General features: G+C 44.3%; 13 protein-coding genes and 1 CRISPR repeat array. Of the genes, 3 read left to right on the forward strand and 10 right to left on the reverse strand.

The annotated features are described in order from the left end of the window. Nucleotides 1-355: 355 nt before the first annotated feature. Nucleotides 356-2707 carry an ATP-dependent helicase gene (locus tag H8Z77_RS04365; protein WP_186996291.1) on the reverse strand — a complete coding sequence of 784 codons (2352 nt, stop codon included), beginning with the start codon at nt 2705-2707 and terminating at the stop codon, nt 356-358. Between the two features lie 633 nt (nt 2708-3340). Between H8Z77_RS04365 and H8Z77_RS04370 the strand changes: the two genes are divergently transcribed. Then, complete coding sequence (locus H8Z77_RS04370; RefSeq protein ID WP_186996292.1) at nt 3341-3877, forward strand: metallophosphoesterase; 537 nt, start codon at nt 3341-3343, stop codon at nt 3875-3877. Between the two features lie 80 nt (nt 3878-3957). On the opposite strand, the gene spoVM is transcribed toward H8Z77_RS04370, so the two are convergent. Further along, the gene (spoVM, locus tag H8Z77_RS11675; protein ID WP_366472167.1) at nt 3958-4041 is read right to left on the reverse strand and encodes a stage V sporulation protein SpoVM; all 84 of its coding nucleotides are present in this window, start codon (nt 4039-4041) and stop codon (nt 3958-3960) included. A 10-nt stretch (nt 4042-4051) separates the two neighbouring features. Beyond that, on the reverse strand, nt 4052-4246 hold the full coding sequence (locus H8Z77_RS04380) for a hypothetical protein (protein WP_186997144.1): 195 nt from the start codon (nt 4244-4246) through the stop codon (nt 4052-4054). A 78-nt stretch (nt 4247-4324) separates the two neighbouring features. On the opposite strand from H8Z77_RS04380, the gene H8Z77_RS04385 reads away from it, so the two are divergent. Beyond that, nucleotides 4325-5233 carry a M23 family metallopeptidase gene (locus tag H8Z77_RS04385; protein WP_186996293.1) on the forward strand — a complete coding sequence of 303 codons (909 nt, stop codon included), beginning with the start codon at nt 4325-4327 and terminating at the stop codon, nt 5231-5233. Further along, the gene (locus H8Z77_RS04390) at nt 5220-5807 is read left to right on the forward strand and encodes a site-2 protease family protein (RefSeq protein ID WP_186996294.1); all 588 of its coding nucleotides are present in this window, start codon (nt 5220-5222) and stop codon (nt 5805-5807) included. The genes H8Z77_RS04385 and H8Z77_RS04390 overlap by 14 nt, the downstream gene beginning before the upstream one ends. Nucleotides 5808-5961: 154 nt before the next feature. Further along, nucleotides 5962-6731: direct repeats of the CRISPR family, unit length 33 nt; unit sequence ATTTCAATCCACGCTGCCCGTGTGGGCAGCGAC. Nucleotides 6732-6900: 169 nt separating this feature from the next. Here the strand turns inward: H8Z77_RS04390 and cas2 are convergent. From cas2 to cas3, 7 genes are all read right to left on the reverse strand, one after another. After that, on the reverse strand, nt 6901-7191 hold the full coding sequence (gene cas2 / locus H8Z77_RS04395; protein ID WP_186996295.1) for a CRISPR-associated endonuclease Cas2: 291 nt from the start codon (nt 7189-7191) through the stop codon (nt 6901-6903). 9 nt (nt 7192-7200) lie between these two features. Continuing rightward, entirely contained in the window at nt 7201-8232 is a 1032-nt protein-coding gene (gene cas1c / locus H8Z77_RS04400) for a type I-C CRISPR-associated endonuclease Cas1c (protein ID WP_186996296.1), read from the reverse strand. Next, nucleotides 8229-8903: a CRISPR-associated protein Cas4 gene (cas4, locus tag H8Z77_RS04405; RefSeq protein ID WP_186996297.1), complete on the reverse strand. Its 675-nt coding sequence runs from the start codon at nt 8901-8903 to the stop codon at nt 8229-8231. The genes cas1c and cas4 overlap by 4 nt, the downstream gene beginning before the upstream one ends. Then, nucleotides 8890-9753, reverse strand: a complete 864-nt coding sequence (cas7c, locus tag H8Z77_RS04410; RefSeq protein ID WP_186996298.1) for a type I-C CRISPR-associated protein Cas7/Csd2 — start codon at nt 9751-9753, stop codon at nt 8890-8892. The genes cas4 and cas7c overlap by 14 nt, the downstream gene beginning before the upstream one ends. 1 nt (nt 9754) lies before the next feature. Beyond that, nucleotides 9755-11713, reverse strand: a complete 1959-nt coding sequence (gene cas8c / locus H8Z77_RS04415; protein WP_186996299.1) for a type I-C CRISPR-associated protein Cas8c/Csd1 — start codon at nt 11711-11713, stop codon at nt 9755-9757. Further along, a complete protein-coding gene (gene cas5c, locus H8Z77_RS04420; protein ID WP_186996300.1) occupies nt 11710-12438 on the reverse strand; it encodes a type I-C CRISPR-associated protein Cas5c in 729 nt (242 codons plus the stop codon). Before cas5c ends, cas8c begins: the two co-directional genes overlap by 4 nt. 221 nt (nt 12439-12659) lie before the next feature. Further along, entirely contained in the window at nt 12660-15008 is a 2349-nt protein-coding gene (gene cas3, locus H8Z77_RS04425) for a CRISPR-associated helicase Cas3' (protein ID WP_186996301.1), read from the reverse strand. Nucleotides 15009-15531 lie beyond the last annotated feature (523 nt).

Here is a 15531-nt window from a genome sequence, read left to right on the forward strand (position 1 = left end):
GAATATCAATAAAATCTATGTAAAATCTTCGGGTTAAACTTTGTGTAAAATGCTATATTCATTGTTTTGCAATACCACTTACTTCCTCATAATAGAACAATATGAAAAAAATACGGCTAATATGAGCCTGTACCAAAACCCATAACAGCCGTATTTTATTGTGTGGCTTCTATAATATCCGACACTTTGTTAGCATAAATAAAAACCATTTAAAATAATTTTATTACAAGACATCACAATTTCTTACCGATTATAAGGCTGTTATGGAATGATACCAAAACAGCCTAATGTATAGAAATAGATAACCCCCTGGTATAGGAAAATAAACAGCTACAACAATGGGATATCATAGACTTTATAATTTCGTCAGCTTGGCGAAATTCGCCATAATCTTTTTTTTGCCTTTTGTTTGAAAATTGACTTCCAACAGGGTATCATTCCCCATCGGCTGCATGGATTCCACAACGCCTTCCCCAAACACGGCATGTTTCACCCGGTCTCCTACAACGAAATTTACCACTGCTTGTTTTGGCTTTTGAGTGGTACCCACATTGCCCAGGTTAATATGAATGGGACGGGTGGACCGGCGGAATGCCTCAGATGTATGGGTAACTGTTTTATCCTCTGTTGATTTATACTGTTCTGGAATTTCTCCAAGAAAACGGGATGGTCTAGCGTAACGGGTATTCCCGAACAGCATCCTCTGAGAGGCGTTAGTGATGTACAGCCACTTTTTGGCACGAGTAATCGCCACATATGCCAGACGGCGTTCCTCCTCCAGTTCCTCTGGATCGGACATGGACTGAATGCCTGGGAAAATCCCCTCTTCCATCCCCACGATAAACACCACAGGGAACTCCAGCCCTTTGGCGGAGTGCATTGTCATCATAGTAACCTTGTCCTCCTCACTGTTGTACTGGTCAAGGTCGGTATACAATGCCACTTCTTCTAGGAAGCCGGAGAGGGTTGCTTCCTCCTCCTGCTCGTCGGTGAATTTAATCAGGTTGGATTTTAATTCCTCAATATTTTCCAGCCTAGTTTCACCCTCTTTGCCCTGACGTTTGAGTTCATCTCTGTAACCGGTCAGTTCCATTACCTGGTTCAGCAATTCCTGGAGAGGCAGTTCCATTGCCTGTTCCTGCAAGTCCAAAATCATTCCGGCAAACTGTTTTAACGGAGTGGATTTTTTGGAAAGAGCCGCATAGGTATCCGCCTCTTTCAAGACATCAAACATGGAAATCCCCATACCGTCCGCAATCTCCTGCACCTTAGCAACCGTGCTGGCTCCTATGCCCCGCTTTGGCTCGTTGATAATTCGCTTTAGGCGAAGATTGTCGCTGGTTTGGTTAATCACACTTAAATACGCCAGGATATCCTTAATTTCTTTGCGGTCGTAGAATTTCATTCCTCCGACAATCCGGTAAGGGATACCTGAACGCACAAAATAATGCTCCAATGCGGAGGACTGGGCATTCATCCGGTATAAAATCACATGATCATGGTACGCCATACCGTCAATCACGTTTTTGGAAATGGTATCCGCCACAAACTCCGCTTCCGCATTCTCGTTGAGCAGCCGCAGAACGTTGATTTTTTCCCCGTCCCCCTGGTCTGTCCAAAGATTTTTTCCTTTCCTTCCCAGGTTATTGGAAATCACCGCATTGGCAGCGCTTAAAATATTTTGGGTGGAACGGTAGTTCTGCTCCAGCCGGATAACAACTGCGTTTTGGAACTGGTTCTCAAAGCTCAAAATATTTTCAATGGTAGCTCCACGGAATTTATAAATACTCTGATCGTCATCCCCTACTACGCAGAGATTCTGGTGTCCCTGGCTCAACAGACTGACCAAGCGATATTGGGCATGGTTGGTATCCTGGTACTCGTCCACTAATATGTAACGGAAACGGTTCTGGTAGTATTCCAATATATCCGGATTTTCTTCCAACAACACTACCGTTAAACGGATAATATCGTCAAAATCCAGAGCATTGGAGGATTTTAAGCTGTTCTGATAGAAACGGTAAAGTTTGGCGATCTCTTTTTTCCGGAAATCCCCATAATTTTGAGCTTCGTATAGCTCTGGAGTCAGCATCTGATCTTTGGCACGGCTGATTTCCCCCAATATTGCTTTTGGCGGATAAATCTTATCATTCAGACCCATCTGACTCAGGCCATCTTTGATAACCCGAATACTATCGTCCGTATCATAAATGGTAAAGTTTTTCTGGTAGCCCAGACGCTCAATGTCACGGCGCAGGATTCGCATACATTGGGAGTGGAAGGTTCCCGCATGGATGTCCAGAGCGACATCTCCTAGCATGGCTTCCAAACGCTCTTTTAACTCCCCTGCCGCCTTATTGGTAAAGGTAATCGCCAGGATATTCCATGGACGTGGACAATCCACCGCAATCAACTGGCGCACCTGTTCTTCATCTACTGATTCACCATCCACTGCCCTCTGCAACAGATCAATATCCTGCTGGCTCAGATCAAACGGAATTTTTTCTGAAGCATAAGCATCTCCGAATGCCACCATATAAGCAATGCGGTTGACAATAACAGTGGTTTTTCCGCTGCCTGCTCCTGCCAGGATTAACAAAGGATTTTTTACCGTAAAAATTGCCTGGCGCTGCATCTCGTTCATATGGGAATATTTTTGTTCCAAATAAGCTCGTTTTAATGGAATAAATTGTTGTTCTAATGTCATAAACTCCTCCAGGGAACAGCCCTTTTTTCTTATTACCAATGGATTATCTGTTTGATGATTGTAGTACCGCATTGTTCGTACAGGTAAGTGGTAAAAAGATGAAAATAACGTATTTTTGTGATAGGGAAAGTATGCCACAGTAAAATAAACTTACTGATAAATCAATATTTGTTGGTGTGATATGTATATAAAAAATCCTACCTATTCTATAATTGTCAGGTTGTATTTGAAACTAGATATTATATTACATCCTCATGTGCATCAGTAAAATACTACTTATAGATATAGAGTGCTTGGTTGGTATTTCAAAGAAAACCCTAGTCTATTTTTTACTTATCAAAAAATCCCCAATCACTCCTATTTAATATATGCCAAAGTGTCTATACTTGTCCACTGAGCCACATCGTTCATCCCGTTTTGCCAAGCCATCCGGCTGATGTTGTTTGTCTCTACTATTTTATTTATTATAACAAAATTCGCAATTTGGTTCAACCAAAAAACAGAAAATAAAAGTGGAGTTTTTTAATTATTTAAAAACAATAACTGCAAGAAAATCAGATACTGCTAAACCCCAATGACGATTCCAGTAAAATATGCTACAATGACAGTATCACTACAAAAGGAGGAGATGAAATGATTTATTTTACTGCTGATTTGCACTTTTACCACGATAAAATCATTACCCACGTGAACCGTCCGTTTCATGACGCCCAGCAGATGAACCAGGCACTAATCCTTAACTGGAACCAACGGGTTTCCCCTGAGGACGAGGTATATATTTTGGGGGATGTGACCATGAAGGGTTCTATATTGGCGATGGAAGCCCTATCCCAATTAAAAGGAAGAAAATATTTAATTCGTGGCAACCACGACGGGTTTGTGGACAGGCCTAGTTTTGACCAGTCCCTGTTTAGTTGGGTGAAAGACTATGCGGAACTGGTGTACTGTAACACCAGGTTTGTGCTGTTCCACTACCCTATGTTGGAGTGGAATGGTTACTTTGACCAAAGCATCCACCTGCATGGGCACCAACACAACTATGCAGATTATAATTACCACAACCTACAGCAGGGAATCCGCCGGTATGATGTCGGTGTGGATGCCAATGGGATGTCCCCTGTCAGCGTAGAGGAAATCCTCTCGTTTTTTTCAAAGGATTCGATCATTTAATAGTACAAAATCCCCTCATTCTTTGGATTACCTCAAATTGTGTATCAAATCCAAGAATGAGAGGATTTTATGCCTCATTTTTATGTAGTTTCCTTTTTAATCTTAAAGAGAAACCGCAAGAATGGGGCAAGGAGTTTTGGGCTTTTTACTACAACTACTTTCATAAAAAATTCCTCACTTTCTAACACACAGGATAACGCCGGAAATAATTAGGGCAAACGCCGCCAATACCAACAGGCTCCGTAACGGGGTAATCGTCAAAAATAATAGAAGAATTCCCAGGCCAATGATAATTGTGCAGGAACAATCCCTCCGCTTCCTTCTCCTCATTTTGGATTCACCGCCGTTTCCCTCTGTTTGTATTATCATACGCAAAAACCAATTTTTGTGTGACAGCTTCTATTCCAACGGTGGGGTACATATAATCGGGTATGGAGGTGATATTTGATGGAACAACCATGGAACCAAACTTTGCTGGAAGAATCCCCTCTCCCGCCGGAATCTGAGGATGACTTGAACAATCTACTGCCTTGGGAACCGCCCCAGGAATCCAAAAAGGAAAAATCTGGGTTTGGAGTATTGTCCATGCAGTTGGCGATTTGTATTTTAGCGGCCATCATCATATTATTTTGCAAACTGTTTTTTGCGGATGGATACCAGGCAATTGTTGCCGAGTATCAATCCGCTTTCCAGGCGGACATCCACTGGAGTGAAACCATGGGGCAGGTACAACAGACATTCGGTTCAATTATGGACAAGATGAAGCCCATCCAACGGGAGAAAGAGGCTTCCTCCCAAGATTCCACCAGTTCGGAGGGAACTTCTTCTGGAGAAGAAAGCTCACAGCCAGCAGAATCTTCCCAGGAAGCAGCTGGAGGGGAACAAACACCAGTTTCGGAAACCGCCGTTTCCACCCCGACAGACGCTACCCTACAAACCGTGACTTACCCTGAGCAACTCACTCCCCCTGTAGAAGGCAAACTCACTTCCGGCTATGGATTCCGGGCATATCCCCTAAATGGGGAGGCGGATTTTCACAAAGGGATTGACATCGCAGCGGACGAAGGGACAAAAATCAAAGCAGCTATTGGGGGAACGGTGGAAACTGCCAGCTATTCGGACAGTTATGGAAACTACCTTACCATACAGAACGACCATGGTTTTACCACCTGGTACGCCCACTGCAAAAAACTGCTGGTATCCGAAGGTGACAAAGTAAAGCAAGGCAAAAAGATTGCACTAGTTGGCTCCACTGGTGATTCTACAGGGGCTCACCTGCATTTTGCCATGCAAAAAGACGGGATTTGGGTGAATCCATTGGATAGTTTTTCTGAAAATACTTATGCTGCGGTTTAAGCTGTTTGGAATTGAGATACGGCTGAACTTTTTGTTTTTTGCTGTGCTTACTGTGATTTTGTTGACTGACCAGACTGGGATACCTGTATGGGCACTGATTGCTTCCTGCATCCATGAATGCGGCCATATGGTGGCGTTTTTCTGTTTTCACCAGACTCCCCGTTTGATCTCGTTTGAATTAGGCGGAATCCGCATGCAAGGCCAGAGAATGGAACAGCTAAAAACTTGGCAGGAAGCAGTGATTCTTCTGGCGGGCAGCGGGGTGAATTTTCTGGTATCCTTCCTCCATCTGGCAGTGCAACAAAATCTGTTTGCCAGTATTCATTTACTGATTGGCTGTTTTAACCTGCTCCCAGTAAAATCCCTGGATGGAGGGAAATTATTGGAATTGCTGTTCCAATGTATCTTCCCGTTCCACCTTGCCTATCGGTCCGTTCAGATATGCTCCTGGGGATTCTGCCTATTGTTGCTTATTTTTGGAGGATATTTAGCGTATTATTTGAATTTCACCCTGTTGGCATTTGGAATTTATCTGTTGATTTCTTTGCTGGCAGAACATAGAAAACGGGCATAAAAAACACGGTTTCCAACAAATGGATACCGTGTTTTTTATTTTAAGAAGGATATAATAAAACTCCAGCTCGCTTATCGGCTTGTCCTTTTAATCCGCATTCCTTATACGGCAACCACAAAATAACAGACCTACATAAGATGAAAATCGAGGAACAATTTCAATCCACGCTGCCCGTGTGGGCAGCGACGCATAGTAAAAACCTCCTATTAACTTGACTTTGTGTATTTCAATCCACGCTGCCCGTGTGGGCAGCGACTTTGTCCCAACGGTTATGCCACTAGGGACACAAAATATTTCAATCCACGCTGCCCGTGTGGGCAGCGACGGTACACATGTTTAGACTGCAAACACGCATTGCTATTTCAATCCACGCTGCCCGTGTGGGCAGCGACGGGTTTTATCTTTTTGACGATATTACTATTATATCATTTCAATCCACGCTGCCCGTGTGGGCAGCGACTTTAAACCTCATTGTATTAAAGATAATGTTAGGATTTCAATCCACGCTGCCCGTGTGGGCAGCGACGTTGGACGAATTGGAAAACAAAAAGGTTCAGTTGGATTTCAATCCACGCTGCCCGTGTGGGCAGCGACCTCTACGGTTTCCTGCCCGTCATAGTCCATACAATTTCAATCCACGCTGCCCGTGTGGGCAGCGACCAAAATCATCATGCCTCATGCTTGATATGCCATTATTTCAATCCACGCTGCCCGTGTGGGCAGCGACCTGCCGCTGGTTTTTTGCCATCCAGCATGGAATATTTCAATCCACGCTGCCCGTGTGGGCAGCGACTTCTTGCCATGCAACAGTATAGCGGTACAAATATTTCAATCCACGCTGCCCGTGTGGGCAGCGACTGCTTTTCACTCCATATTATTTTATTCAATTCTATTTCAATCCACGCTGCCCGTGTGGGCAGCGACCGCAAAATATGGCAATAATGAGAAACTACAACCTAGATATTGCGGCAATGTTCTGATAACATCAAAATTACATCGCTTAATTAGGATGTATTTTTGCCATATTCCGCATTTTTTGGTGCGAATACATGGGGTTTTTATGAGAGCTTATGGTTCGCACCAACCCACAAGCTTAAATTAAGAGCTCCCCTTCCAGTTCCAGGCTATCTTTCACCCCGTAATGCTCCACTTTTTTCTGGTACTGTTCTCCTAAATAATAGAAGCGGATGCTGTCCTTTTTCTCGTCAATATGACGGAGGAGCTTTTCTTTTACTTCACGGCTTTTGGCTGCGTCCATGATACATTCAAATACAGAGTTCTGCACCCGCTGGCCATAATTTTCACATTCTTTTGCCACCTTACGCAGGCGCTTTTTACCCGCTTCTGTTTCGGTGTTCACATCATAGGTGATTAAAACCAACATTGCTTTCCTCTACTTCCACAAAAATACTGGGTATTCATCCAGCTCACCTCGGATATATCTGGCAAGCAGCAGGCTTTGGGCATAAGGGATTAGCCCCCATTCTATCTTTTCCTCCAAAAATGGATGCTTGATCACCTCTTTTTTCTTTTGCTGCCATGCCTTTATGATAGTATTCCGACCAGAATCCGTCATCAACACAGCCCCATTTTCCTTTTGGATAAAATCAGTGGGCTTTACCATGTTCCGGTTCACCAATCCAATGACAAAACGGTCAACAAACGGGGCTCGCAGTTCTTCCATGAAATCCATTGCCAAGGAAGCCCGACCTGGCCGTTCGCAGTGGAGGAAACCTACGTAAGGGTCCAATCCGACTGAGGATAGAGCGGAGGTACAATCATTGGCAAGAAGGGTATACAAAAAGGAAAGCATGGCATTCATATTGTCCAAGGGGGGACGGCGGTTCCGTTCACGAAAGAAAAAATCCTGCTTGTTCCGCAAAATCAACTGGTCGATCATCGAAAAGTACTGACTGGCAGCATTTCCCTCAATTCCCCTGATTTCGTCCAACGAGCTACTTTCCATTAACTGATTGATAGAACCCGCAAGGTTGGAACTGACCTTTTTCAATTCTTCTACATCTACCTGTAAGGGATGATCCCTGGTGGCACGCTCTAAAATCCATCTGCTGTTATGGAGTTTTCCCACAATCATATTCCTAGCGATCCTTACTGACTGGGTTTCGTCATCCGAAATCCGGTACTGCTGTTTGCGCAGCACCACATTGCCTTTCATTTCCCCGGCAACACTAGCTAAGAACCTGCCATGCTGGCTCATAAAACAGAGGGAAATATTGTGTTTGACACATGCTCCCATCAAGGCGGGACTGGCACCGGTGTACCCAAATGTAACTATCCCCTCCAAGTTGTGCAGAGGAACTCTGGCAACCGTTTTCCCCTGTTCCAGTACCAGTACGGTTTCCCCTTCCAACGCCAGATATCGCTCGGGGGAAACTACGTAAAGGGTGTTTAATAATTTTCTCATGGCTCCTCCTCCCCGGTTTGCCTCCTGATATAATCATGGACAGAAGGGCGTTTTAACAATTTTGGCAGGCAAATTTCCTTTAAGGAACAGGCGTTGCAGGCTTTTGTTCGTTTGACCATTGGCGTATGTCGCCGTTGAAACAAATCGTGCATCTGGGCGCATACATTCTCCAGTTTTTGACGAAACTCCTGGGTAATCTCCACCTTTTCCCGGTGCCGTGTGGCACCATAATACAGATATCCATATGGGATATCGGTACACAGCATCTCTTCCAGGCAAACTGCTTGCGCCACAAGCTGGAGCCTGTCCGCATCGCTGATTTTGGGTTCCCCTTTTTTGTACTCCACCGGAACAACCCGGTAAAATCCTTCTTTTTGGAACAGGGAGATCCCTTCCTGCTGGGTGCAGCGGTGGAACTCCACTACATCGCAAATCCCGCTGATTCCTAATTTTGCGGAAAACACCCGCATCTCCCGGGAAATGAGCAGTTGTCCCCTGCTCTCCAAAGTTGGTCCCTCATGGGCTCTCTGGTGCAGAATGTTCCCCTCTATGGTTCGCAGGTTATCCGCCCACTGCTCTTCGATTTCAATCAACGCCCACTGCCGCTTGCAAAACACAAAGTGCTGTATCCCAGAGAGCATCAAGAAATCTTCCTCTTTATATTCCGTCATATTCTTCTACTGTTAACCCTTCCAGCGGGGTGAGGGTAATCTGGTAGTCCTCTATGCTTTTTGGGGTAAGAACCCCTTCTTTTTTGGCAACGCAAAGGCTATCGTGAACCTTTTTGGTGGAATACTGGCCAATTTTGCAGTTGTGTTCCCACCAGTAGAGCTTATGAATCTCCATACTGCCTTCCGGACGTGCGGAGGAACTATCGTTGACAAAAAGGGTGCGGATAGCTTCTTTGATTTTTTCCGCGTCCTCCTGGGTAAATCCGGTTTTTTCTGCAAGCTGGACGTTGATGCTCCCTTTTAAGAGGTATACACCAAAATCAACCCGGTGCTTATCCCCCATGGTGTCTGATGCTTTCCCTCCTTTGGTATCCTCACTGTTGACGCTTTTGGTGATTTTGATAGTGGTGATATTGATTGGATCCACGCTAAATGCTGGATGGAGGGAAACCGGCCCCCTTATTCCGAGGGAAAGTTCTTCCCCCTTAAAAGCGAATACTTGTCCAAAGCTGCGTACATCCATCCACTCTTGGCAAGCGGCTTGATAGGCTACTTGCGCATTGGCTTTTTTCCCTTTTTTCAGTTCTGTGCCAAAGGCGGGGTTTTTATCCGCCCGCTCTTTCAGGCTGTCATAACCATCCACATTTTTGTCATCGGACTGGACAAAGATGGATTCCCCCATATCCATCAGGCGGTTTCTGATTTTCCGTTTGATGCAGACATCCGAAATCTCCCCAAACCCTTCATCAGTGATTCTTGGCATATTTCCGTTGAGGGGATCGCCGTTGCAGTTTGCGTTATTTACTGTAATAATTGCCTCAAAATCAATTTTATTTTGTAATACACCCATTTTATTCTTCCTCCATCTTCTGTGATTTTTTTATTTGCCGTTCTTTGATAATTTGTATCCTTTGGCTGCAAAAACCAGATAAAAATGCCGCCCCCAAATTTCGTTTCTTTTTCAGTTCTTTCGTATCAATTCTACTGACCATTTCGTCTAATAAATCGCATAAATCGCAGAGTTTTATCCCCTTGGATTGCATAATGTAAACATTCACCTTATTGTAAAGTACTGTTAACGTGTCGTAAGGGCTCTGGCAAAACCGCGTAAGAAGCCTTCTCGCATTGGTAGGGCGAACTTCTTTATAAGATTCGTTGTCATCCGGCTTATTTTTTCCCCACAGCACCTGATTTTCAATAGCATCAGCAAGTGCCACAAATCTTCCGCAATTGTATTCAATATCATCAGTTTCTTTTACACAATTAAAAACACCATTTTCTCCCATAACAAATTCCTCCATTCTATAAATCAACGGATTGTCCTTATCGTAATCATATAAATAACGGTTATATAAGGCGCATGCCGCAAAAGCAACTTGTTCCCATAAGGACCCATAGCCATAGTTTTGTGGGAATTTCGCCTTGTTGACAGCAGCTTTTACAATATCCCGTGGAATTTTCGCCCCATCACAGATACAGGGCAGAATCCGCTGCACAGTATCTGCTAACAGCTTATTACTTCCCACTTCCAGATAGTTGCCCCTGCTCACCCCAAACGCCGCTTTTGCCAGATTCACTGGGGACGGCGCACCAAAATGGTATTCTTGTTTTTTTATCTCGTTGTAATAACGGATATTCCAGGCGCAGGTTTTGTGCCATCGCTCTATGTTGTCAATCAGTTCGTTTCCTTGCAGTCCATTGTACTCTCGGTTGAAAACCACCGCCATCCTTCCGGTAGTAGCAGCATCCAACCCCAACAGCACCAGCTGGCTGTCCTTCCTGATTTCAGCGTGATAACCTGTAATCGCCATTTTAAACTGTTGGGCAAACTCCTGTTCAGTATTAATTTCCACACTCTGCTCCTCAAAGCAGAACTGGAATGTATCCGCCATGGGGTCGGGGAGTTCTTCCCCATCCACTCCCCACAGAACGAATACACGGTCACCAATTCTGGCAACTTGCTTCTGGTTCTGAATCAGCCATTTTAAGGCGTTATGGGCTTTTTGGGACGCCTCATAGGATATGGTATACGCTTGTTCCGCTGTTTCAAACCGTCCACGGAAAGTAAAATTGGTGGTATCATTGGCAGAAATCAATTTTGCCTTATCACCGGAATTTCTGATTTTAGACGGATGGATGGTGCAGGCCCTTACATGATTTCCTGTGACATAACAGAGTTTTTTGCTGCCCTCCTGGCTCAAGTAGTAGTTTGTATATTGGTCTTGCAGTTTTCCATCCTGCCACAACGCGGGGACAGAATCAATCCCAATCACCGAAAACCGTACAAAGGCATCGGATTGGTTGCCCACCGGCAGTTTTAAATTAGGCTGGTTTTCCCATTTCTTTGTCAACCTTCCGTTTTCATCCACCGAAAAAATACCCTGTTCCACCAAATCGTGAATCAATGTTTTCTGGTTCAGATACTGGTAAACCGCTTTGACCTTTGGGTTGCTGTACGAAGATTCACACCATGCTTGTAATTGTTCCATATACGCCTGATAGGCTTCGGCGTTATCCTCTTTGCAGAACCGGGGATAATCCCCCGCTATGTACTTTAGTTTATCGAATAAAGGATGGGGGCATGGTTTGGATGTCCGGTTGGCGGAATATTCAGTTACCGGTATCACCGTATCCGCTTGATCTTTTTCCACAGGGGTTGCAGAGATAAACTGCCCCTCCTTGCCCAGCTTGACATCCACATGCGCCTGTTGGGTGGAGAATCCCACCTTAAGCAGCCCTCTTTGGGTGAAATTAGCGGGGTCTTTTTCCAGCCTTTCATAGGTACGGTACAACGTCATCATGTAACTCATTGGGCGCCACCCCCTTCCTGGTAACCCTCCAGAAGCCCAGGCTCCTGCAAACCGGAAAAGTTGGAAGAATCAAACCGTTTCGGTTTCATCTCCCTCACTGGAATCCGTTGGACACAATCCTCCTGTTTACAGTAGCGAATCACGCCCCGCTCCATTTTAGGATACCAGAACAACGCCTCCAATTGGTTGGTACCGTTCTGGTCAGGGTAAACAAACGAGTGGAACATCAGCCCAAAGTCCATCTGCTCCAAATCGCTGTAACAGCTCTGTTCCTCCCCTGTAACTGGTTCCACGTATGCCTGGCATTCCCGCGCCCCTAAAAAGACATCCCGCCTGCCTCCTTTTTCGATGCAGCGTTTCGCAACCCAGTAGTGTTTATGCTCGTTCCAGTCCTGTTTTAAATCGGGACGATATAGGTTGAACTCAAAATGCGCCTTGACAATGTAGGACACATTTGATAAGTACGTGTAATACGCCAAATCGTTGCCGCCGTAGTATTTGATGGGGCGAATGCCCTTCCGCTCGGTACGGATGGGGTTTAAAACCGTTGCTTCATCGATTATCCATAAAATAGACGGCTTCCAGTACACCGATGACACAATCCCTTTTAACGCCTCAGCAGTGGGAATCATCAAGGTGGATTTTTCCCCACCAATTTTGGTCATGGGGTCGGTGAATAAGGCGAATCTACCAGAAACCTTAAAAGTGACCTGATTTGGTTTCATTGCTGTTCCTCCTTTCTAACTTTTCTTATACTATTTTTCACTTATTTTGTAAAGGGAAATTTTTCATAAAAAAACAGCTTTCTTCTTGTACATTTTTATGGTATACTAAAAGCGTCGCAATTTGCGTGGATTGAAAATCTTATACTATCTTTAACGAAAGAACTGCTTTGTAACAGGTGAGGACGCTATCCTTGTCTGTTGCAAAGCTTTTCTTTTTTCTCTTAAAACAGCGCCAGATCATCTTTCAGGGTTACCCCCAGGCAAGCGTCATAATGGAGGGACCCCATCAGGTATGCCCCTGTCACCTGATTTTGGGTGATATCATTCTGTAACGTCTGGAACTGGTATCGGTACAGATTGACCGAATATTTCCGCAATTGGGAAAGTAATCTTTTCTTTTCCTCCATAGGTGAAAACTCGTTAAGCTGCTCCAGTTTTTCTATGAGTTGTAACCCCTCCCCATAAGGGACAATCACTGGGATGGTATCGTTTCCAATCACCTCAAAGGGTTGCGCTGCCGATTGGAATTTTACTGTAGTAAATAATGGGCTTTTTCTGATTTTATTTTGTAGTAATTCATAAATGGATACAGATCCATTCAAAGGGTAGGAAAACTGTTTGGAAATCCGCTCATCCTGATAATAAAGCTGAAAAAACTCCTTAATAGAGGATGGAGATAAACCGTCTGAGGTCATCCGCAGCACGCTATCCGCATGGTCGATTCCAATTGGATATTCCGGCATGTTATTGTAAGAGCCTTCCTGCAATTTTACCGCATAGCAATAACCCAGTTCCTGTTCCCCATTACGGTTGACCCTACCCGCTGTCTGGGCAACCGAATCCAGACGGGTTAAGCTGCGGACCGCTGCTTCAAAGCTGATATCCACCCCAGCTTCAATGAGCGAAGTGCTGACGCAGATTAAGTCCTCCCCATCTTTTAGCGCCTGCTTTAGTTCCTTCAACACCTTGCCTCTATGTGCCTGACACAAGCGGGTACTCAAATAAAACAGATTTATCCCTTCCAGTTCGGGAGATTGGCACAGCATTTCCCAAACAGCAGCTGCGGTATCCACCTTATTCACCACTGCCAATAGGCTTTTTACCTCGCGTTTTCTCTCCAAGAGGAACTGCTGAAATTGTTCCAAGTCATATTTCTTTGGCTTATAGACCACCTGTACTCGCTTGAGCTGCTCAAAATTGCGGCTGACATTCTTCACAATTTCAGCATCTTCCGATTCTTTTATCATGGGATGCCCCAGAAGATTCGTATAAGGCTGGGTAGCAGTACAAAGTACTAGGGTAGAATTCCCTACCTGGCGCAGAAAATTGGCTGCGCTTGTGAACAAATCCATACATTTGGCAGGAAGGGTTTGGATTTCATCAAAAATAATGGTGGCATTCATCAGATGGTGGAGACGGCGCATGTCCTGAGTACCTCGATGGTAGAAGGTGTTTAAAAACTGCACCATAGTCGTAAAAATGATATCGCTCTCCCAACGTTCGGTAAGCAGTTTATAATCCTCCTGCTGGTTATCCTCCAACAGGTTGGAATGGTGCTCCAGCAAATCGCACTGGTAGCCCAGAGCTTTCCGAATTTGTTCAGCGTTTTGCTCGATGATTGAAGTATATGGAATGACATAGACAATCCGCTGTTTTTGATTTAGCCGGTTATGGTTCAGGGCAAACCGCATACTGGAAAGGGTTTTCCCTCCCCCTGTTGGAACAGTAAGACGGTAGATACCCGTCCCTCTATTGGACGCAAGAAAACATTCATCCGAGATTGCTTGCCGAATCCGGTTTACCTGCTCTGTTTTGGGTTCCGCAGATGATTTCTGGCTGAGTTGGGACAGATAAACCTCAAACCTACCTTGGTATTCCTCCCATGCTGGGAATTGCTGTTCCCGTTCTATTACAGGGGAGATCCCCCTGTTTTCCTCAAAGCACATGCTGTCCATCCGGTCGGCGTCAATCAGTATGCTGTAGATGGTTTTGATCAGCAGGTGGTAACAGAACACCCCATCTTTCATTTTTGTAACCCCTTCGATAATAGGAACCAGTTCTTCTAACGCTTGGTGGAACAGTTTGGTAAGATCTTCTTGGATTTCCTGGGAAAACCGTTGGTATGCCTGTTCTATCCTGTGTTGGTCTAGTTTTTCGAACCGCTCCAAAAGAGGGGATTGATTACAGACATCCACACAATCTTTTAATCCGCCATGGTGGTAGCAGCACGCCATGGCGATGATTTCCACGATGGCGCCACGCCGGCTTTTTCCCGGATAAAAGGTTTGGAAAAAATATTTTGCCCCATATACCCCATGGTCAAAATCGGATTTCCGTTTCTGGGAAAGGTACTGCTTTGGGTTTTGCACTGCCCGCTGCCGTTCCCCTTCGATAAAATCCTGGAACTGCTGGTCGTATTTGCCCATATCATGGAGCAAACCCGCCAGGCGCATGGTTTGAGAAAGGTTTAATTTTGCCCCGAATGATTCTGACAGACTGGCAACCCCTAAAATATGCTCCCGTAACGGCTGCTGTTTTCCATCCTGTAGCCGGAACCTTGCCTGATACATCTTAAAATTCTCCTTTACCGAATTGACTTATTGTAAATGTTAGATATTGTTTCCATTATAACACAATTTTATGAATTTTTCTGTCTAAACAAGGGGATTATCGTCTATTTTTGGAATTTTTTATTTTATTCCCGATCATAAGGGAAATAGATCCAATGTCCCTACCAAAAAAGTAATCAAAATAAAAAATATGGACCAACCTATGAATTCAGTCTTTTTATGTTGACTGTTTGTATACAATCCTTTAGAAAATTCCATTTGACAAACTGTAAAATTGATATTTTGACCCGTTTTTAAATTATTTTTTAGTTTTTTAATCAATTTGTTATAATTATATCGTTTAATATTTTTTGTATTTGGAGGGAAAATCGCTATGCGAAAAGCAATACGAGAATTTTTGATTTATGACGCCTTTGTTGCGGTTACTATGATTGCAAGATATTTTGTAGTGAATGATATTGAGTGGGGATATTTTTGGCTTTGCGTGGTCTATTTTCCAACTGTTTTTTTGTTTCAACCAGTT

Origin of the sequence: Clostridium facile, from assembly GCF_014297275.1 — a bacterium.
Lineage (GTDB): Bacteria > Bacillota > Clostridia > Oscillospirales > Ruminococcaceae > Massilioclostridium > Massilioclostridium facile.